Below are 19,392 nucleotides of genomic sequence, written 5' to 3'. Positions count from 1 at the left end.
GAGCGTGCACCTAAAGCAATGTTAGTTTCGATTATATAAGGATAAAGCGAGGCGGCCTGTCTTTCCTATGCACCCAGTCCCTTTTCGCAGGAGTTCCCGACTACTTCCACACCACGCGCACCCATTCAGGACAGGTTCCGGGGCTCATCAGCCCCTGCCTGTCCTGTCCAGTCCTGAACCGCGCTTGCCATGCGGGTTAAAACAACGCCCTCTACAGCGCCACCAGCTCCTCCGTCTGCAGATCGTCGTAGCGGCCCTTGAAGTGTTCGAAGACCTGCAGGGTGCGGCGGGCGATTCCGGTCCAGCCGAAGGAGCGGCGGGCGAAGCGGGCGCCTTCAACGGCCAGCGTGTCGCGCAGCCAGGGATACTGCATCGGCATGTTGAGCATGGCGGCGAACTCTTCCGGCCGCTTCGGGTCGGCGACCAGGGCGTGGCGGCCGAATTCGATCTGTTCATGAAGACCGCCGTGAACGGTGACGACCGTTGGCGTGCCGCAGGCCATCGCCTCCACCGCCGTCATGCCGAAAGGCTCGTAGCGGGAGGGCAGCGCGAAGATGCCCGGCGCGCGGTAGAAATCGGCCAGGTCGTCATCCTCCACATAGCCCCGCCAGCTGATCGACTCCGAAACACCCATGTCGGCGGCAACCTGCTTCCACTGGTTGAGGAGGGCGATGTCGCTGTCGGAATTGGCGCCCGCCGCCAGCACCAGGCGCGCATCGGGCTGCAGTTTCAGGAGATGCGGCAGGCTTTCGATGATGAGGTCGTAGCCCTTGTTTTCCGCCGCGCGGCCGACGACGTAGATGTCCGTCTCGCGGATATCGTGCTTCTGCCGCGCCGCGGCCACCCTGTCCGGCGTCGACGGCGTGAATTTGCCCTCGTCGATACCCGGCGGGATCATGGTGATATGTTCCTTGGGAAGCTGGTACTGCTCGACGATCAGATCGGTCTGCTGCTCCGTCGTCGCGATCACATGATCGCAATTGCGGTAGAGCACGAATTCCTTCTGGATGCGTTCCTCGAACCGGTAACCTGTCATCTCCTCTTCGCCCGCGCCAATCATGTCGTGGCGTTTCCACCAGCCGAGGGAGTGCGGCGTGTGGATATGCGGGATCTGCAGTTCCTCGGCGATTTTCTGTCCCGCGACGCCCGCGTCCCAGTAGTGGCTGTTGATGACATCGTACTCGATGTTGCGGTGACGGATCATGGCAAGCGCATTGGTGACAAAATCGCCGTACCAGTCGTGCATGTCTTCCTTGCGGATGAAATCCTCGCCGCCGAAGGGAATGCGCACAACGCGCAGGTTGTCATTGACGAAGTCCTCGGCCGGCTGACCCTCGAATTGACGGGTCATGACATCGACCCGGTAGCCGAGCCGGGCAAACCGCTTGGCAAGCTCCAGCACGAAAACCACCTGGCCGCCCGTGTCCGGTTTACCGAGTTCGGGTGACCCCGCGACATAGCCGTGCAGCGAAATCATCAGGAGCGATCCGATGTTGTGCTTGTTCATGTGGTCCAACCTTCTTGTTGTGTGTTTCGATCTCCGTCTTCCCAGGCTTCAGTTTGGCTCGTGTCGTTCAGGCTGCCGCTTCGCGCAGCAATCCAAGTTTTATCAATCCTTCAAGGACCCCCGCGGCATGGTTCGCGCTCGCGTGGTAGGTCTTCTCCTTCGGCATCGCCGCAAGGAGTTCCTCGCGCGCGTTGCCGACGGCAATCGCCTTCCCGGCGGCTTCGAAGAGGGCCAGGTCGTTGCCCGAGTCCCCCGCCGCTACCGTGTTTTCCATCGGGATCCCGAGATGACCGGCAAGGTGGCGCATGGCCGCGTCCTTACCGGCACCGGGCGCGAGGATGTCGAGATCGCTCGCGCCTGAATAAATATATTTATGCTGGATGCCTTCCTTTTCCAGCCGTTCCAATATCCGTTCCACCTCCGCCTTGCCCGGGACAGAGAAGCTGGCTTTGCCCTCGGTCTGGAAAACGTCGGCATGCGGCGCATATCCAAGTTCCGCGACCAGCTTGCGGATATCCTTGTCCGGCCAGTCGAGGAATTGTTTCCGCCAGCTCTCCAACCAGTAACGGCCCAGGCGGATTTCGGTTCCCAAACCGGTGATAATCGCATCGGGTGCGAAATCCGCCGGGAAATACTCCGCCAGCGTCCGGTCGACGCTGACCGCCGGACGGCTTGAGTTCAGCGCCAGCTTCGCTCCTTTGTGCCGTAATTTGAGCGATTGCCAGAGCCGATTCAGATCTTCGCGGTTTCCGGTCAGCGTATCGTCGATGTCGCTGACCAGAAGCCAGGGCTCGGGACTGCCTGTTTCCCCGCTCAAAGTCCCTCCGCCTCCTCTTCCGGGGCGACATACGTCGTGGTGTAGACCTGCGCGGCGGTGTCCTCAGTCACCGGGCGCCGCAAGGTTCCGATTTCGAGGTCCTTCAGGCAGACGGCGGCGCTTTCGGTGTAAAATCCGATGCCGCCCTCCGCAAAACTGTCGTCGACGAGGCTGAGCACCACATAGCCGTCGATGGAAAACTCGATATACATGCCATGGGCGACGACTTCGATCTGCCACGGCCCCTGACCGCTACCGCGGAAGTGGCCGTCCTGAAGCGGGTCAAAGCGGAAGGCATGTTCGAATTCCGGTGTCGGGTTGGCGCCCCAGGCCCGCATCTGCGCCATACCGTTGACCAGATCGAGCGACAGATAATAGCCGTCCCCTTCTTCGTTCGTGCGCAGAACCAGTCCGGTCTTGCCCGACCCTTCCAGCATCAACTGTGCCCGCAGCCGGAAATCCTCGTGTTTTCCGGGCAGGAGGAACGCTTCATAGCCGCTCTTGCAGGACAGATGCAGGCCGTCCGAACGGTCGATCGCAGATGCGTGGGGATTTCCGTAAAGATATTTGCACTGATAGGAGGCCGTCACGCTTTCGCGATGCGTCACCAGATCGTCGAAGCCCGAATAGGACTTGACCTTCAGCCGGCCTGCCTCGTCGCTCACCAGCCGCTTTGGCGGCGGCAGCAGTTTCTTGACGGTTTCGCGCCCGTGGACATTCTCCGTCTTGGAAAAGAAGTTGAAGAGAAGCAGATCGCCGTCGGCCCGGCAGATCCGTCCGGCATAATTGCCCGAAGGCAGGACCACGTTGTCGAAGAAATTCTCGTATGGACCCATAACGGAATTCGCGTACCAGTAGTGGATCTTGGTATCCTCGCGGATCGACCCGAGGAGGTAATAGCGGCCGTCGAGCTTGAAGAGATTTGGCACCTCTACATCGTCGTAAAGGCCCGGACGGTGCAACGGCGCCTCGAAGCTGAACCTGTCGGGAGCGGTCTCGCGTGCGAGGCCGACGCAGCCCCGGCGGATAACCGGCCCTTCCTTCACCCGGGCCGAGCTCAACAGCATCCGCTCGCCGGTTTCTGCGTCATGATAGAAAAACGGATCGCGGAAGCTCACCCAACGGCGGCCTTCGTCGATGGAACTTTCATAATAAGGCGCTGGGATTTCAAGGGGATAGATCCCTCCGTTACAGCGCTCCCACCGGTAAAGATCCTTTGAACGCGCAAGACCGACACGCTGGACCCGGCCGTATTCGGACCGCGCCAGGCCGGTATAGAACATGCGCCATTCCCCCGGGCGATCGGGATCGGCCGTCACATGCATGGTCCACAGCATGTCGTCGTCCCACGCGCCGGGCTCACCGACAAAAAGCGCGTTCTTGACGCGGCGCCAGGTCATGCCGTCCGGACTGACGGCATGGGCTATGAAATCGTGATTGGGCAGAACCAGGTGAAAGAGATGAAATAGTCCATCATGGAAAACGACATCGACGTCGCCGATGTCAGATCTAAGAAATCCATGGGATGCGTACATGTGCTAACCCTGCCCCAGTTGCTTGCGTTCGTTCAAGTCCTGTGGCCGATAAATTTGCATTGCAGCATTTAACGTCGCCTTTATGTCAGCTATCTCTTTCCCGCTGTGCTTCAATATGGGCGGAAAGTGCTCTAGAATGCCACAAAAGCCCAGGATTGATACATGCATCGCCGCATTCGGATGCCGAACCCGCCACGCCCGATCGTGTCGCCGCTCTCCCTCGGGCGGGCTATCACCGTTTGCCTGGGCGCCTTTTTATGCCTGACCATGCCAATGACGGCACAACACGCCTTTTCCTGTTCCCTGTCGCTGGTGCTCGCCATGGACGGATCGGCGAGTGTCGATGCGCGCGAACATGACCTTCAGCTCAATGGCTTGGCGGATGCCCTCGAGGACCCGGAGGTTGTGGAAGCGATAGAAGCCGTCGGCGGGATCTGGGTGACGAGTTTCGAATGGAGCGGCAGGTATCAGCAATTGCTTCAGCTCACCTGGCAGAACCTTGCCGACACGCAAAGCGCCAAAAGGGCCGCGGCCACCCTGCGCCGGTCTCCCAGAGGCTTCACAGAATTTCCCACCGCCATCGGATATGCCCTTGGATACGCCTCCGTTTCGATGCAAAAAGCACCGGAACCGTGCTCCCGCAAGGTGATCGATATCGCCGGCGACGGCATCAACAACGAAGGCTTCGGCCCGGAGAGCGCCTATCGCGCCTTCGATTTCAAAGACATCACCGTCAACGGCCTCGTCATCGCCGGTCAGGACACGGCCCCGGTCAGCTATTACCGGAACAGTGTTCTCAGAGGTCCCGGCGCGTTCATCGAAGTGGCGGATGACTATGAAGACTATGCCCGCGCGATGAAACGCAAGCTGCTGCGCGAGATTTTCGGCAGCGGATATGCCGCCCTGCGCTGACCTCCCGCAATAAAAGCGTGTCGCGTTAAATTGAATTCAGGAAATCGCCCGAACGCATTTGCAATGCAAACGCTGCCTCGGGCGTCTTCCTGAATCCATGAACCCGCTCAAACGCATTTGCAATGCAAACGCTGCCTCGGGCGTCTTCCTGAATCCATGAACCCGCTCAAACGCGACATGCTATAATCAATCTGGAGAGATCAGTTTCCCGGGCCCTTGTGTCCTTCCAGTTCCATCAGGCAGTAAAAATCCTTCAGCGTCTTGCCCGGTTCTCTGGAAAATCTGTCCCCCGTCTCGCGGATTTCCGAAATACGGTCCAGGCGGAACATGCGGAAATCCTGCCGGAGCTCGCACCAGGCGACCAGCGTCCAGACCTTGCCCCAGAACCACAGGCCCAGCGGACGAACCACCCGGCTGGATGCATCGCCCTTGCCATCGCAATAGGCGATGGACAGACGCTTGCGGGCATCCGCCGCCGCTTCGAGGAAATCGATATACGCCCGGACCTGGTGGGTCATTTCCGATGCGACCGCGTGGATCTCCACCTCGTTGTGACGCACGCGCATTCTTTCCGGCAATACCGCGTCGATCTTGATCATCGCCTCCTCGGCGGCCCGGGCCATCGCGGCCCCGCCCCAGGCCCGGATCAGACGCGCACCGGCCAGCAGGGCGACGACTTCGTCCCTAGTGAACATGAGAGGCGGCAGGTCATAGCCGTCGCGCATGATGTAGCCGACCCCGGCGGCCCCTTCGATGGGAACGCCGGAGGCCTGCAGGTCGGCGATGTCGCGATAGACGGTCCGCTCGGACACTTCCAGCCATTGCGAGAGCTGACGCGCCCGCACAAGTCGGCCGCCGCGCAGATATTGCACGATCTGGAAGAGGCGGTCGGCGCGTCTCATGGTGCGGGCTCCTTATTGCGCTAACATGCCGATGGAGTTGCCGTCGGGATCGATCCCGTAGGCGAAACGTCCCGCCGGAATGGCGACGGGATCGGAAATGACCTCGCCGCCCGCCGTGGCGAAGCGTTCCATCGTCTCCTCCAGGCTGTCCGGACAGGCAAGATGGATGGTTGCTCCGCTGCCCCTTGCCGGCGGTTTACCGGGATAAAGATGCCCTGCCCGGCCACCGTCCTTGACGGGGAACATCGCAAATTCGTTCGGCCCCATATCGGCGACGCGTACCAGTTCGGTTTGAAAAACCTCGTTATAGAACGTGACCGCCTTGTCCAGATCCGTGACCGGGATCTCCATCCAGACGGTGAAGTGATCGGGAATGAAAGTCATGGAAAGTCTCCTTTGGTGCTGCAACGGACATCACCATATCAAGGCCCTCCTGACAGCCTCCTGTCAGGATAGTGACGCTCCCGTGCGAATTAAAGCACTGGAAAGGCGGCCCGTCCTGACTTCGCTCCGGTCAGGCATCCCGTCATATGGCAGGAGAGCAGATCCGGCGCCAAAGCGGACGCCCGCGTGCCTTGTGTTTCCATGTCTTTGAAAAATCGGGGCTGCGATTGTCCTCCGATTGATCTGTCTCAAGGTGGTTTGCCACTGCAAACGGCAATTTGGGGGTCTCATAAGGAGGCAATAATGAGCCACGTTCCCCACGAACTGCATGAAGAATTCCCCGATGCGGCCGATACGCTGCATGCTCTTAAAACCAACGATGCCCATTTCGCACGGCTTGCGGACGAATATCACACCGTGAACCGGGAAGTGCATCGCATCGAAACGGATGTGGAGCCTGCCTCCGACGAGGCTCTGGAGGAGTTGAAGAAAAAACGCCTGCTCCTGAAAGATCAGATTGCCGCCCTTCTGGCGGCAGCGGCTAACACCGCGTCCTGAGCCCCTCCTTTTCGGGCCGGTGTTAGAGCCCGCGCCGCCCCCGTCCGGCGGCGCGGGCCACCCTGTCTCAAGCGACAAGGCTTCCCGGCCGCCCCGTCTGTGTACAATCCTGCGGGGCGCCGGGACGAAAAGCATATCCGCAAAAAGAAGGCGCCGCAGCTTACAAAAAGCCGGGCGCCAGTCTGGGGAGGAACGACCCTCATCGTTCACCTGAGGATGTGGGTCCTCGGACCCAGACTTGCAAGGCAAGACTTGAGGCGCGGCCTGTCGTCCCCCCCGGGAACCCTTGACGAGGTGGCAGCACTGGCGTCTTAGTGCCGAAAAGCACCACTTCGGACCCGACCCATGGTACCTGCCCGTTTCGCGCTGTTCCTGCTCCTGATTTTCCCGTCCGCGGCCCTAGCCGCGGATCACTGCATCGATGTTCAGGCAAAAAAGGGATGGCAGCAGATGTCCCTACCAGCCGGCAAGATTGGCAAGATCGGCTATTCGGGAAGTTGGAGCGTGATCGGCGGTCACGCCGCACCTGTCGGCCCGCGCGGCTATTCCGGACAGGGCGCCCGGAAACTCGGCCCGCTGTTCGGATACAAATACGACCAGTCCTACGCCTTCGGTGAAATGCTGGTACGCGACCAGGCCGGGAGGATCGTTCCTTTCGCCGAATTCGCGGCGCTTGCCGTCAACGCCCGCGATCCCGCCGGGGTCTACGCCTTCCGGATCAACGACAAGGATATTGCCCTGTGGGACAATGCCGGCGTAATCCGGATCTGCATTTCCATGCGCTAACAACAGACCTCCGCCTCCCCTTTCAAGGGACAGCCGGTACACAACATACAGGACTGTTCTAATCACCGGCGCGGCAAGGGGCATCGGTCAGGCCATAGTAAGGTTCATGCTCGACGAGGTCCGGCAGGTCGCCATGCCGGACCGGGACAACAAAGAGCTTGCCATGACATCGCAGGGATTGGAAAATACCGGGGCCTGCGACGTCTTGATCGGACCGATCGAGTAGACCGATTTTCCACGTGGCGGAGAGTTCGAGAGCACTTGCTTCAACCTGCCTGCTTTCAAAAAGTGACAATCGTCACAGATTTTCTGAAAAACCCTTTTGCATCAGTATTCCGCTCGATCAGGCTTGCGCGCCGTCGCTTCGAAAATGCGCGGCCACCTGACGCTCATGAGGACGGCTGCGGTGCTCGAAAAGATATATCCCCTGCCAGGTGCCCAACGCCATCCGCCCGCTCGAAACCGGAATGGACAGGGATACGGGCATGAGCGCCGCCTTGATATGGGCGGGCATATCGTCCGGCCCCTCGAACGTGTGAACGAGATAGGACATGGACGGATCATCCGCCGGGGGCACAAGACGGCTGAAAAAGGCTTTCAGGTCCACCTGCACATCGGGATCGGCGTTTTCCTGGATCAGCAGCGAGCAGGAGGTATGCCGGACGAAGAGTGTCAGAAGACCGTCACCGGCGCTCTCCCCGTCCAGCCAGCCGGCGGCGGAACCGGTGAATTCATAAAGACCTTGCCCCCCGGTCCGGATCGAGAATGTTGTCTGCATGAAAACCTTCAAGAACGTCTGGCAATGCTTCCGCAAGGCTTAGGCGATCCGCATCGCCGTTGCAATTGCCGCTGAAAGCCGCCACTTGAAAGATGTCTCTGTCCGCCATTCCCATGTTGAAGGCTTGCGATGACTGTTTCCCGCAAAAAGATCCTGATCGCAACGCTCGGCACGCGTGGAGACGTCCAGCCCTATGCCGCCCTCGGCCGGGAACTTTCGTCCCTGGGAGCCCAGGTTGTGCTGTCCACAGGAGAAGGGTTCGAGGACATGATCGAGGCAGCCGGAGCCACGGCCCGTCCCGTCCCGATCAATTATCAGCAGCTTCTTCAGAAGCCCGACGTCAAGGACGCGCTGTTTTCCGTGAAGGGTGCGCTCAAAGCCGCCCGGAAAAACATCAACCTGCAGAAGGACCTCACGCGGGCTCTTTGGACCATCGGCCTTGAGGAACAGCCGGATCTCATCCTGTTCAACCTGAAAGCCATGGTCATGACCCTCGTCGCCCGGCGGTTGAATGTTCCGGCCCTGCCGACGGCCCTGCAACCGGTGACCGCACCAACCGGCGACTTTCCCGTACCTCTCTTCGGCTTGCCGGATTTCGGTAAAATCTTCAACCGCGCGAGCTACTCGGTTCTTCGCCAACTGATGAGAGCGGGGCTCGCCTCGACGATGAAACCGTTGCGGGCTGAGGCGGAAACGGAAATCGCCATGGCTGGCTCGCTGATCGACGGGTATATGCCGGGCGGCGGCAAAGCGCTCTCGCTACAAGCTTTTTCCCGTGCGCTGGTGCCGACCCCGGGCGACTGGACAGACGAAAACTGGCAATGCGGTTACTGGTTCAGCCAACCGGACCAGTTCTATCAGCCGCCAACGGATCTCGCCGCCTTTCTGGAGAGCGGCCCCACGCCGGTTTATCTCGGATTCGGATCCATGCCCAGCAAGGACCCGGAGACGCTGACGGAGACAGTGTTCTCCGCGCTCCAGATCAGCGGCCATCGGGCTATTCTTGCCAGCGGCTGGGGTGGTCTTGGGAAAGACGTTCTCCCGGCGGATCTGGCGAAGCGCGTTTTCCTTCTCGACAAGGCACCGCACAGCTGGCTCTTCCCGCGCTGCGCCGCCATCATCCATCACGGCGGGGCCGGCACCACCCATGAAGCTGTCCGCTGGGGCAAGCCCTCCCTCGTCTGCCCTGTCTTCGCCGACCAGCCTTTCTGGGGCGCCCGTGTGCATGACATCGGCGCCGGCCCGGTGCCGATCCCGCAAAAAAAGCTGACACCTGAAAATCTCGCGGAGGCGCTTCGGGACCTTGAAAACCCTGGTTACCGGGAAGAAGCGGAGCGTGCGGCTGGTCTCATGTCGAGCGAACCCGGCGCAAGGGAAACGGCAGCGCGACTGATCGAGACATTCCTGCGGAGTTGAACCCGGCCCGGGGAATGCGGAAAGACGGGACCGGCCTTTCATTGACGCCGCCGTGTCTTATCAACGGGTCAGAGCTCCAATGCCGCCTACCGCCCTTTTCTTTTCCTGCCGGGCCTGACACAACTAGCGGAGCAAGCTTTTCAAGGAGTCACCTGCCCGTGTTCCCTGCCCGCTATACTGTTTTTGTTCTTTGCATCCTTTTCGCCGCCATCAGTTTCGTTTTGATGTTTGCCGTTTCGGGGCATTTCTTTTGGCCGTTTCTGGTTTTCGCGGCTCTGGCGGTGACTGGTTTTCTTGACCTGCGCCAGAACGCGCACGCGGTCCTGCGCAATTATCCGGTGACCGGTCACTTCCGGTATCTTTTCGAATCCATCCGCCCGGAACTCCGGCAATATTTTTTCGAAAGCAACCAGGACGGCAAACCGTTTTCGCGCGAGCGCCGGTCCATGGTCTACGACCGGGCGAAGAACATCGAGGATGTGCTTCCCTTCGGAACGGAGCTGGACGTTTACGAAAGCACCTATTCCTGGGTGAACCATTCCGTCTGCCCGAAGCCGGTCAGCCACGAGGATCTGCGCGTCACCATCGGCGGACCGGAATGCAAGCAGCCTTATTCGGCCTCGCTCTTCAATATCTCGGCGATGAGCTTCGGCGCCCTTTCAGGTAACGCTATTCTGGCGCTCAACAAGGGTGCGAAGGCCGGCAATTTCTTTCACGACACCGGTGAAGGCAGCGTCTCGCGCTATCACCGGGAAGGCGGCGGCGATCTCGTGTGGGAACTGGGAAGCGGCTATTTCGGCTGCCGGGCCAAGGATGGAACCTTCGATCCGGATAAATTCAAGAGCCAGGCAGCTAACCCGCAGATCAAGATGATCGAAATCAAGATGAGCCAGGGCGCGAAACCCGGCCACGGCGGCGTGCTTCCCGGTCCAAAGGTCACTCAGGAAATCGCCGATGCCAGGGGCGTTCCCATGGGCCAGGACTGTGTCTCGCCATCGCACCACTCGGCATTTTCCACGCCGGTTGAACTTCTGGAATTCATCCGGACCTTGAGGGAACTGTCCGGAGGCAAGCCGGTGGGCTTCAAACTGTGTCTCGGCCACCGCTGGGAATTCATGGCGATCCTGAAGGCCATGCTGAAGACCGGGATCAAGCCGGACTTCATCGTTGTCGACGGCTCCGAAGGCGGGACCGGCGCCGCCCCCATCGAATTCGCCAACCGGCTCGGGACGCCTTTGCGTCAGGGACTTTCCTTCGTTCACAATTGTCTGGTCGGCGCCGGCCTGCGCGATGACATCAAGATCGGTGCCAGCGGCAAATTGATCAGCGCTTTCGATATCGCCGGAACCATCTGCCTGGGCGCGGACTGGGTCAATTCAGCGCGCGGATTCATGTTTGCCGTCGGCTGCATTCAGTCCCAGAGCTGCCACACCAACCGCTGCCCGACCGGTGTCGCCACTCAGGATCTGAAGCGCCAGCAGGCTCTTGTGGTTCCCGACAAGGCGGAAAGGGTGACGAATTTCCACACCAACACGCTCGATGCGCTGATCGAATTCACCGCAGCCGCGGGCCTCGACCACCCGCGCGATTTCAAACCGGAACATTTCTATCTCCGTGAAGGTCAGCGCGAAATCCTGCCCGCGAGCGTTGCTCTCACCTGGGTGCAAAAAGGCGCCCTGCTCGACGAGGCGCATAACATCCCGGGCTATTCGACCTATTGGGACATGGCCGTCGCGGAGAGTTTTGAACCGGCCCGCTCCGTCGCGTCGGCCAAGGCCTTGCACGGTCACCACGGGCATCATTAAAGCGTGTCGCGTTAAATTGAATTCAGGAAATCGCCCGAACGCATTTGCAATGCAAACGCTGCCTCGGGCGTCCTCCTAAATCCATGAATCCGCTCAAACGCGCGCCCCTCTAGATCAGCGGACTGGCCCTGTCAGATCCCTTCCGCCAGGCGGACCGCGAACTCTCCGGCTTCGTGCGAACGGACCACCGCATGGCGGACGAGGTCGTCGAAATGCCCGGAAAAGAGCTGCACGTGGCGGGTGTTGGAAAATGTCAGGTAGCGCTGGCCCAGGTATAGTGCCGCCCATTTCTGGCCGAAAACCGTGAAGGGCGCCGAATATCGGTCGTTGGCACCGAACAGGTGCAGGCGCAGGGAGGGGTAGAGGTCTTCCAATGTCCTGCCCATGACGTCCAGTTGCTCGCGGCGGGCGGCGGCCGGCAGCCCGGCCCACATGCCCTCTCCTTCGGCAAACCCTTCCAGGGACTCCCTGGGCAGCGCTATCTCCATGTCGGATTCGGCGCGGCTCAGGAGCGCCCGCTGGTCGCGGGTACCGATAATGGCCTGATCCGCGGTGCGCAGCGTTTCGCCGGCATATTCAAAGGCAAGAACGGCTTCGGTCTTGAGTACATCGGGAAGATTGGCCGGGACATGACGGATCTTCGCACCCACCGCATCCCGGTACCAGGCGAGCAGATGTTCATCGACCGGATGGCGGTCGGTTTCAGCCACCTGAACAGCCTGATCGAGAATTTCCGCCGCGGCGCCCCGGTGGGTCGAGAGCCCCAGCAGCCAGTCCGACGAGACACTGAGCGCCGTTGCGATTGCCGCCAGAGCCTGTCCGTTCGGAAGACGCGGCGCTTCCTCGGACAGGAGTTGCGAGACCGTGGACCGGTCCAGTCCCGCCCCGCGCGCCAGATCGCTGCGGTTCATCTCCCGGCTGCGCAGGGCGTCGGACAGGCGTTCGCGGAAGAGTTCGGCACGGTCTCTTTTATCCATGCCGGGAGTATTGTCTCCAGGATTTCGAAAAATCAACAGGAGGGTGCGTTATACCCGCCCTTGGCACGATGCGTGACGGCTACCAGGAATGCAGCGCCCGCAGGGTGGGGGTTTTCTTGGCCATATGTCCTTCCATGCGGGAAACCAGCCGGTCCAGAAGCTCGACCGCTTCGCCGACCGCCGGCCCCTTGTTCAGCATGACGCATTCGGCGCGCGCGGCCATCGCGGCGTCGGTCATGTCCCCCCGGGAGGGGCTGCCGAACTTCACCAGGCTTTCCAGAACCTGGGTTGCCCAAATTACCGGCGTGCTGGCCGCCTCGCAGATCCACAGGATTTCCTCCTGCATTTCCGCCAGCCGTTCGAAGCCGATCTCCGAGGCAAGATCGCCGCGGGCGATCATTACCGCCAAAGGCCGCCTGCCGCTGGCGCGCGCGATCAGCGCGGGAAGGTTCTCAACGGCTTCCGGCCGCTCGATCTTGGCGACAAGTCCCAGAGGATGCCCCGCGGCGCCGATCCTGGCCAGCGCCTCTTCCAGCAGGTCTATGTCCTGCGGCCGGCTGACGAAGGAATAGCCGACCATGTCCGCGCAGGCGATGACGGTTTCAAGATCCTGCTGGTCCTTGGAAGTCAGCGGCGAGACGCCAAGCGCCGTATCCGGCAGGTTGACGCCTTTGCCGGGGCGGATTTTCGTGCCGCCGCTTTTGGCCCGCTTCACACGGATGACGGCCTCGCCGCCAGAGACCTCCTCCACGACGCCTTCCAGCTTGCTGTCGTCGTAGAGAACGCGGTCGCCCGGCAGCAGGCGCTCGACCATCTGCGGCAGCGACACGCTAGCCGTCACCGCAATGTCCGGATGGGCCATTGGTTTGCCATCGACAACCAGACGAAACCGGTCACCCGCATCGAGTTTGGGAACCTTTTTGGCGGGCAGCACCGTTTCGGTGCGGATTTTCGGTCCGGCGATATCCATCAGGATCCGCACTTCCCGGCCTTCCTTCTTCGCCGCCTTGCGCACCAGGGCGGCCATCTTCCGCCAGGTGTCCGGGTTATCGTGCGCGCAGTTGATACGGGCGATGTTCATGCCCTTGCGCACCAGATCGCGGACGAAGTCCGGCTGCTCCGCCGCTTCGCTCGGGAAAGTGACCATGATCCGGCCCCGGCGGTTATCAGGTTTGGGGCCGAACAAAACGGCCGACGCCTCTTCAAGCTGCCGCTCTCCGGAAAAGAATGCCGTTTCCGGGGCAACCGTCAGATTTGCGCCCTGCCCCGTCATCGTCGACAGGGCCGCGAGGACGGCATCGAGCGTTGGCAGCACGCGGCTCTCAAGACGGCCCATGGAGGAGAGGCCATGGCGCATCAGCCGCCTTTGCAGGGGGCGGATGTCATGACGGCGGAGGCTTACGTAATGAGACAGATTGAGGATTTCACGAGAGGGTTCCGTGACCCCATAGGTAGCGAGCAGGTCCTCCGCGCCCTTCAGTACCTGCGCGCGCAGGGCCGAAACCTCACCGGACAGCCGGACCAGTTCTTCCTTCGCGGGAACAGACGTCTGTCCGCCCGGGACGCTGCTGTCGTCGTCTGAGGTTCCGTTTGACTGAAGCTCCATGCGGCATCTCCAAGATAACCCGGTACGAGCCCGGCCCGGGGTGACGGACCGGTACTGACGCTGCATTGTAGAAGAAGGCTCTTTTCGAGATTATGACGAGGATCAAGGTATCGAACTTGCGGGCGGGAAAACCGGCGGCCGCTCACTCGGCGGCACTGAGCGCCAGAAACCCGCCTGACTGGCGCTCCCAGAGCGTTGCGTAGAGCCCGCCCCTGGCGAGAAGCTGCTGATGGCTGCCTTCCTCGATAATCCTGCCGCCATCCATCACCACCAGCCGGTCCAGTGCGGCGATGGTCGACAGCCTGTGGGCGACGGCCAGGGTGGTCCTGCCGTCCATCATCCGCGCGAGGTTCTCCTGAATGGCGAGTTCGGCCTCGCTGTCCAGGGCGGACGTGGCCTCGTCCAGGATAAGAACCGGGGCGTCTTTCAGCAGAACCCTGGCGATGGCGATGCGCTGGCGCTGACCGCCGGAGAGTTTCACACCCCGGTCGCCGACATGGGCGTCAAGGCCCTTGCGTCCCTTGCTGTCCTTTTGCTCCTCGATGAACTCCAGCGCTTCGGAGGCCCTGGCGATTGCGCGGATGTCCTCATCGTCCGCATCCGGCTTGCCGTAGCGGATATTGTCGCGGATGGACCGGTTGAGAAGGGAAATATCCTGGGTGACCACCCCGATCCGGCCGCGCAGCGAGGCCTGGGTGACGTCGCGCACATCCTGCCCGTCAATCATGATCCGCCCGCCGGACACATCGCGCAGGCGCATCAACAGCGCGATCACCGTCGATTTTCCCGCTCCGGAAAGGCCCACCAGTCCGACCCGCTCGCCCGGATCGATCGTCAGGCTGAAATTCTCCAGAACCGGCGCCCGGTCCTTCTGATAAGCGAAGGTGACATTTTCGAAACGGATCCCGCCGGCGGTCACATCGAGTTCGGAAGCCTCCGGTTTGTCGGTGATCTTCGGCCGGCTGGTCATGATCGGCATGGCGTCCCGGATCGTTCCGAGCGTGCTGGTGATAGCCTGGCCGACCCCGATGAAACTGGAAGAGGCATGCGACAGGGAGCGGGTAACCGTCAGGCCGGCAACAAAATCGCCAATGGTGACCCAGCCGCCGGTCATGCCCCAGAAACCGATCGCGACGACCGCCAGGATCATCAGGACGTTGAGCGCATAGACGGCGCTGTCGGTCAGGATGTAGGACCGGTTTTCACTGTGGCGGGTATCGATGGTCTCCCCGATGACCTTGCGGATGGCGCCGGCCTCGGAATCCTCGGCCGCGAACAGTTTCACCATGGCGATGTTGGAATAGACATCCGTCATCGCGCCGGTCGCCCGGGAATTGGCCGCAGCCACCCTGGCGGAGCGTTGCAGATAGGTCGGAATGGCCAGCCAGGCCACCAGGATGTTGGCGGCAATCCAGAAAAAGACCGGGATCGCCAACGGCCAGGCGAGCGCCAGAAGCAGAAGGAACGATCCGCCGAACTGGATGGCCAGAAAAGGGACGGTCTCGATCGCCAGCATCATCTGGCGATGGACCGACATGGTCACCTGGGCGATCCGGGAGGCCACCTGCCCGGCGAACGTGTCTTCGAAAAACGCCAGGTCCTGGGCCTCGACCGCCTTGTGGGCCTGCCAGCGCATCGCCGCGGGCAGAAGGATCCGCACCGTCTGGAAGGCAAAGGTCTGGCGCAGAAGGAAGGCCAGCGGATCAATGATGACGAAGAGCACGAAAATTCCGGTCAGGAACCAGGTGTGCCCATTGAGGAAAGCCTGCGCACCTTTTGAGGTCACACCGTCGACGACATAAGCGATCGTCCAGATCCCCGCCAGACCCAGTCCCGAGGAGATCATGGCAAGCAGCGAGACGATAACGAGTTGTGTGCGGAACATGTTGGCGAAGTGCCAGACAAGATGCACCGGGCTCTTGTCCGGCAAAGGTGTCACCGGAATATCGAGCGGCTTCAGATGCGCTTCGAAAGGCCGGAAATATCCGTCGATCAGCCGGGCCAGAAACGGCCTTGCAAATGACACTCGCCTAACTCCCCGCTGAGTCCGGGCCGCTGACCTGAATCATACCCTTGGCTCGATCCTGTAGACGCAGCGGCGGTCACCGGAAAGCTGGTGTTCCGTGCGTGTCACGGCCACATCCGCCCCCAGGACATCCCTGAACAGGCTCAGTTCGGACCGGCAGAACCCCTTGCAGGCGGTCGCGGCAGCGCAGATCGAGCAGTGGTTTTCAATCAGGAGATAGCCGTCTTCATCCTCGGCCACCTCGGCCATGTAGCCTTCCAGATTGCGCAAACCGGCCAGAACCGCAACCTTTTCCGACAGTTTCGAGGCACCGCTCAAGGCCTCCGAATAGGATCGGCGGCTTTGGGTTTCCCGGTGAGATATCAGCTTTTCAAGGCCGTCCGCGCCGAACAGGTCGGTAAGTCCGTTGAGCAGTCCCAGAACAAGGTTCGAATGATTGTCCGGGAACTGCTGATGGCCCGTGGCCGTCAGGTCCCAGACGCGCTTCGGCCGACCGACGGAGCCCTTGACGTCGTCAAAGGCCACCAGCTTTTCCTGAAGCAGCCCGTCCAGGTGCTGCCGGACAGCTACGGATGTCACGTTCAACCCTTCCCCGAGATCCGCCGCGGTCTGGGGGCCGGAGCGTTTCAGCGCATTCAAAAGTCTGGTTCGGGTACGGTCAGCCATGGTGTTCTATATACTCTAATTCCATCATAAAAAAATAGTTGGCTTTTCTTATTAGCCCTGACCGCGGCTTCCTATTGACGAGGGTTGGTATAAGATAAATGCTGTGCGGCAAGAGGGAGTTGACGCAGCGGGTTCTGTTGTTCCCGGCTTTTCGTCAAAGCGCAGGCGGACAAGCACAACCCGGACTAACCATGAGTTGAAATGTTATGCTACCTTGACGTCAGCACACTATCCGGCACGATCATTTTAATAAGCTGTCCAATTGTATTGATTCTCAGCGACGTCGAAATATCCGGAATTTATTCATGACAAGCGACCTAACTATTCTTTCACCTTCTTGCACGTAGAAACAAACGATGCTGAAGATATTGATGGACAAAATCAGGGCATTCGCAAGATGGATGATGATCGACCCGCGTCATCCCGAGATTGCCCAGGCTCAGTATCGCGAGCTGAAGACCCAGATCCCGTCGCTTTACGCCCTGCTGATGGTCAACGCCATCGCGGTCTCCTACACCCATTACGACAGCACCCCCTTTTATCTGACCGTCGGCATCCTTGCTCCCATCCTGGTTTTCACCTCAATCCGGCTCATCATGTGGGCCACTTCGCGCGCATATGAACTCGGGCCGGACGAAGCGATCAGCAAAATGCGGCGGACCGTTCTCACGGGCAGTCTCATGGCGGCAATCTATATCGCGTGGTCGCTCAGCCTGGACGGCTACGGCAGCGAGGCTGAACGCGGCCATGTCGCGCTGTTTATCGCGATCACGGTGATCGGCTGCATTTTCTGCCTGATGAACCTGCCGCAAGCGGCGCTGATGGTCATGTTCATCGTGACAGGGCCCTACCTCATTTACTACATCAGGCAAGGTGAGGATGTTTATACCGCCATCGCACTGAACATATTCCTGGTCTGCGTGGTCGTCCTGCAGGTTCTTCTGCGCAGTTACAGAAGCTTCTGCAAACTCATCCAGTCTCAGGCGGAGCTTGCCGCAAAACAGCTCGAAACCGCGCGGCTCAATGCCGAAAACGAACGCCTCGCCCAGACCGACGCCCTGACCGAGCTGCCGAACCGCCGCTATTTCTTCAACCGCCTTGAAACCCTGATCGAGACGGTCGAGAAGAGTGGAAAGCAGTTCGCCGTCGGGGTGGTCGATCTGGACCGCTTCAAGCCGATCAACGACACCTACGGTCACCAGATAGGAGACCTTCTCCTGTCGGAAGTGGGCAACCGCCTGAAGGCGATGGAACTGTCCGACGTCGAGATCTGCCGTCTCGGCGGCGATGAATTCGGGTTTCTCTATCTTGGCGACCTCACGGAAGCCGAAAAAACCGGCCAGGCCATGTGTGCCCGGATCAGCGAGCCGTACAAGGTCGGCGAGCTGAGGATGTCCGTCGGGGCTTCCTGCGGCATCGCCTTCTATCCGGAAGCCGGGAATTCAGCCCATATTCTCTTCGACCGGTCCGACTACGCACTCTACAATTCCAAGACCACGACACGCGGCAGAACGACTGTCTATTCGAGCGAACACGAGGCGCGCATCCGTTCCGAACGGGCCATCGAATGCGCGTTGCAAAGCGCGGATCTGTCGAAGGAGTTCCAGGTCTACTTTCAGCCGATCGTCTCCCTGCCGGACCGCACGGTCATCGGGTTCGAGGCTCTCGCCCGCTGGCAGACCCCGGACCTGAACTGGATTTGTCCCGATACGTTCATTCCCATCGCGGAACGCACGGGTCTTATCCACCGCCTGACCCTCTCGCTGTTCGACACGGCGGTGCGGCAGATCAAGTCGCTTCCCGGTGAACTGGGCCTGTCGTTCAATCTGTCGGCGCATGACATCACGTCTCCCGAAACGGTGGGCTCTCTGCTCGACGTCATCCGACGGCACCAGTACGATCCGCGCCTGATCACTTTCGAGATCACCGAAACGGCTGTTATCGGCAGTTATGAGGCGGCGGAAACCTGCCTGCAGACCCTGCGCGAGGCAGGCGTCAAACTGGCGCTCGACGATTTCGGAACCGGCTATTCAAGCCTCGGCTATCTTCACCGGCTGCCGATCGACTGCGTGAAGATCGACCGCAGCTTCGTTTCGGGACTGGACGATCCGGTCGCGAAAGGCGTGGTGAGATCCATCGTCAATCTCTGCCAGTCCATGCGGATGCTTTGTGTCGTGGAAGGTGTCGAAGAAGCCAGCCAGCTGGACGTGCTTCAGTCACTGCAGTGCCGTCTGGTGCAAGGGTATCACTTCAGTCCGGCCCTGCCCTTCGCGGAGGTCCATGATGGCGCTCACAAGACCGGCACCGTCGCCGGCCTTTCTCTCTCCGGGTGCGGCGGCAGCGAAAAACGGCAGGTTTCCAGCGCTTAGAGCGCGGACAGGTTGGATCGAAATGGCAGGCGGGACAAAGCGGCAGAAGGAGATGCGCAAGGTGCTGCGGGCGCTGCTGCCCCGGGTGCCGATGAGCGATGCGGAAGCGATCCTCACTCTCGCGCTGGCCGGTCACCTGCGCCACCTGCCGCCTTCCATCGCGGTTTGGCAGGCAACGACAAGCCACATACGGCATGAACATACCGACTATGACGCGCTTCTGGACGACGGCTACGACCGTGACGCGGCCCGCTATTTCGTCGCCGGGGAGATGAACGATCTTCTTCGCGGCTGGGGCTGCAACAGGGAAGTCCAGAGCGAGGACAGCCCGGTCGAATAGAGCCTTCC

Annotated in this window: 18 protein-coding genes; 8 read left to right on the top strand and 10 right to left on the bottom strand. The window is 60.7% G+C overall.

The window, feature by feature from the left end; all coding sequences use genetic code 11:
* Positions 1-211: 211 nt before the first annotated feature.
* The 3 genes from CLV41_RS10435 to CLV41_RS10425 form a co-directional block, all read right to left on the bottom strand.
* A complete protein-coding gene (locus CLV41_RS10435) occupies positions 212-1,507 on the bottom strand; it encodes a glycosyltransferase (protein ID WP_103222256.1) in 1,296 nt (431 codons plus the stop codon).
* A gap of 67 nt (positions 1,508-1,574) precedes the next feature.
* Positions 1,575-2,324 (bottom strand): HAD-IIB family hydrolase, encoded by a 750-nt coding sequence (locus tag CLV41_RS10430; protein ID WP_103222255.1) that lies wholly within the window; start codon positions 2,322-2,324, stop codon positions 1,575-1,577.
* Complete coding sequence (locus CLV41_RS10425; protein WP_103222254.1) at positions 2,321-3,859, bottom strand: glycosyl hydrolase; 1,539 nt, start codon at positions 3,857-3,859, stop codon at positions 2,321-2,323. The genes CLV41_RS10430 and CLV41_RS10425 overlap by 4 nt, the downstream gene beginning before the upstream one ends.
* 162 nt (positions 3,860-4,021) lie before the next feature.
* On the opposite strand from CLV41_RS10425, the gene CLV41_RS10420 reads away from it, so the two are divergent.
* On the top strand, positions 4,022-4,771 hold the full coding sequence (locus CLV41_RS10420; protein ID WP_208987423.1) for a DUF1194 domain-containing protein: 750 nt from the start codon (positions 4,022-4,024) through the stop codon (positions 4,769-4,771).
* Positions 4,772-4,971: 200 nt separating this feature from the next.
* Here the strand turns inward: CLV41_RS10420 and CLV41_RS10415 are convergent, their stop codons facing one another.
* Positions 4,972-5,673 (bottom strand): helix-turn-helix transcriptional regulator, encoded by a 702-nt coding sequence (locus CLV41_RS10415; RefSeq protein WP_103222252.1) that lies wholly within the window; start codon positions 5,671-5,673, stop codon positions 4,972-4,974.
* A 12-nt stretch (positions 5,674-5,685) separates the two neighbouring features.
* Positions 5,686-6,057: a VOC family protein gene (locus CLV41_RS10410; RefSeq protein ID WP_103222251.1), complete on the bottom strand. Its 372-nt coding sequence runs from the start codon at positions 6,055-6,057 to the stop codon at positions 5,686-5,688.
* A 303-nt stretch (positions 6,058-6,360) separates the two neighbouring features.
* On the opposite strand from CLV41_RS10410, the gene CLV41_RS10405 reads away from it, so the two are divergent.
* The 3 genes from CLV41_RS10405 to CLV41_RS27510 all read left to right on the top strand — a co-directional run bounded on the left by CLV41_RS10405 (position 6,361) and on the right by CLV41_RS27510 (position 7,627).
* A complete protein-coding gene (locus CLV41_RS10405) occupies positions 6,361-6,615 on the top strand; it encodes a YdcH family protein (protein WP_103222250.1) in 255 nt (84 codons plus the stop codon).
* Between the two features lie 345 nt (positions 6,616-6,960).
* On the top strand, positions 6,961-7,401 hold the full coding sequence (locus CLV41_RS10400; RefSeq protein WP_103222249.1) for a hypothetical protein: 441 nt from the start codon (positions 6,961-6,963) through the stop codon (positions 7,399-7,401).
* 61 nt (positions 7,402-7,462) lie between these two features.
* Complete coding sequence (locus CLV41_RS27510; protein ID WP_146048547.1) at positions 7,463-7,627, top strand: hypothetical protein; 165 nt, start codon at positions 7,463-7,465, stop codon at positions 7,625-7,627.
* 117 nt (positions 7,628-7,744) lie between these two features.
* On the opposite strand, the gene CLV41_RS10395 is transcribed toward CLV41_RS27510, so the two are convergent.
* Positions 7,745-8,179, bottom strand: a complete 435-nt coding sequence (locus CLV41_RS10395) for a secondary thiamine-phosphate synthase enzyme YjbQ (RefSeq protein ID WP_103222372.1) — start codon at positions 8,177-8,179, stop codon at positions 7,745-7,747.
* A 129-nt stretch (positions 8,180-8,308) separates the two neighbouring features.
* On the opposite strand from CLV41_RS10395, the gene CLV41_RS10390 reads away from it, so the two are divergent.
* Together CLV41_RS10390 and CLV41_RS10385 are read left to right on the top strand one after the other, a co-directional pair.
* Complete coding sequence (locus CLV41_RS10390) at positions 8,309-9,595, top strand: glycosyltransferase (protein ID WP_103222248.1); 1,287 nt, start codon at positions 8,309-8,311, stop codon at positions 9,593-9,595.
* Between the two features lie 281 nt (positions 9,596-9,876).
* Positions 9,877-11,400, top strand: coding sequence for an FMN-binding glutamate synthase family protein (locus CLV41_RS10385; protein WP_408013743.1), 1,524 nt, complete (start codon positions 9,877-9,879; stop codon positions 11,398-11,400).
* A 131-nt stretch (positions 11,401-11,531) separates the two neighbouring features.
* Here the strand turns inward: CLV41_RS10385 and CLV41_RS10380 are convergent, their stop codons facing one another.
* From CLV41_RS10380 to CLV41_RS10365, 4 genes are all read right to left on the bottom strand, one after another.
* Positions 11,532-12,377, bottom strand: coding sequence for a helix-turn-helix domain-containing protein (locus CLV41_RS10380; protein WP_103222247.1), 846 nt, complete (start codon positions 12,375-12,377; stop codon positions 11,532-11,534).
* A gap of 79 nt (positions 12,378-12,456) precedes the next feature.
* Complete coding sequence (locus tag CLV41_RS10375; protein WP_103222246.1) at positions 12,457-13,983, bottom strand: pyruvate kinase; 1,527 nt, start codon at positions 13,981-13,983, stop codon at positions 12,457-12,459.
* A 142-nt stretch (positions 13,984-14,125) separates the two neighbouring features.
* Positions 14,126-16,009 carry an ABC transporter ATP-binding protein gene (locus CLV41_RS10370; RefSeq protein WP_103222245.1) on the bottom strand — a complete coding sequence of 628 codons (1,884 nt, stop codon included), beginning with the start codon at positions 16,007-16,009 and terminating at the stop codon, positions 14,126-14,128.
* 39 nt (positions 16,010-16,048) lie between these two features.
* The gene (locus tag CLV41_RS10365; RefSeq protein WP_103222244.1) at positions 16,049-16,675 is read right to left on the bottom strand and encodes a helix-turn-helix transcriptional regulator; all 627 of its coding nucleotides are present in this window, start codon (positions 16,673-16,675) and stop codon (positions 16,049-16,051) included.
* Between the two features lie 356 nt (positions 16,676-17,031).
* On the opposite strand from CLV41_RS10365, the gene CLV41_RS10360 reads away from it, so the two are divergent.
* On the top strand, positions 17,032-19,044 hold the full coding sequence (locus tag CLV41_RS10360; protein WP_208987422.1) for a putative bifunctional diguanylate cyclase/phosphodiesterase: 2,013 nt from the start codon (positions 17,032-17,034) through the stop codon (positions 19,042-19,044).
* Positions 19,045-19,066: 22 nt separating this feature from the next.
* Positions 19,067-19,384 (top strand): DUF2293 domain-containing protein, encoded by a 318-nt coding sequence (locus CLV41_RS10355; protein ID WP_103222243.1) that lies wholly within the window; start codon positions 19,067-19,069, stop codon positions 19,382-19,384.
* The last annotated feature ends 8 nt before the right edge of the window (positions 19,385-19,392 follow it).

This window comes from Roseibium marinum, assembly GCF_002906165.1.
Taxonomy (GTDB): domain Bacteria; phylum Pseudomonadota; class Alphaproteobacteria; order Rhizobiales; family Stappiaceae; genus Roseibium; species Roseibium marinum.
Note: the sequence above shows the minus strand (reverse complement) of the source record. Positions and strands in the feature narration are given on the sequence as shown.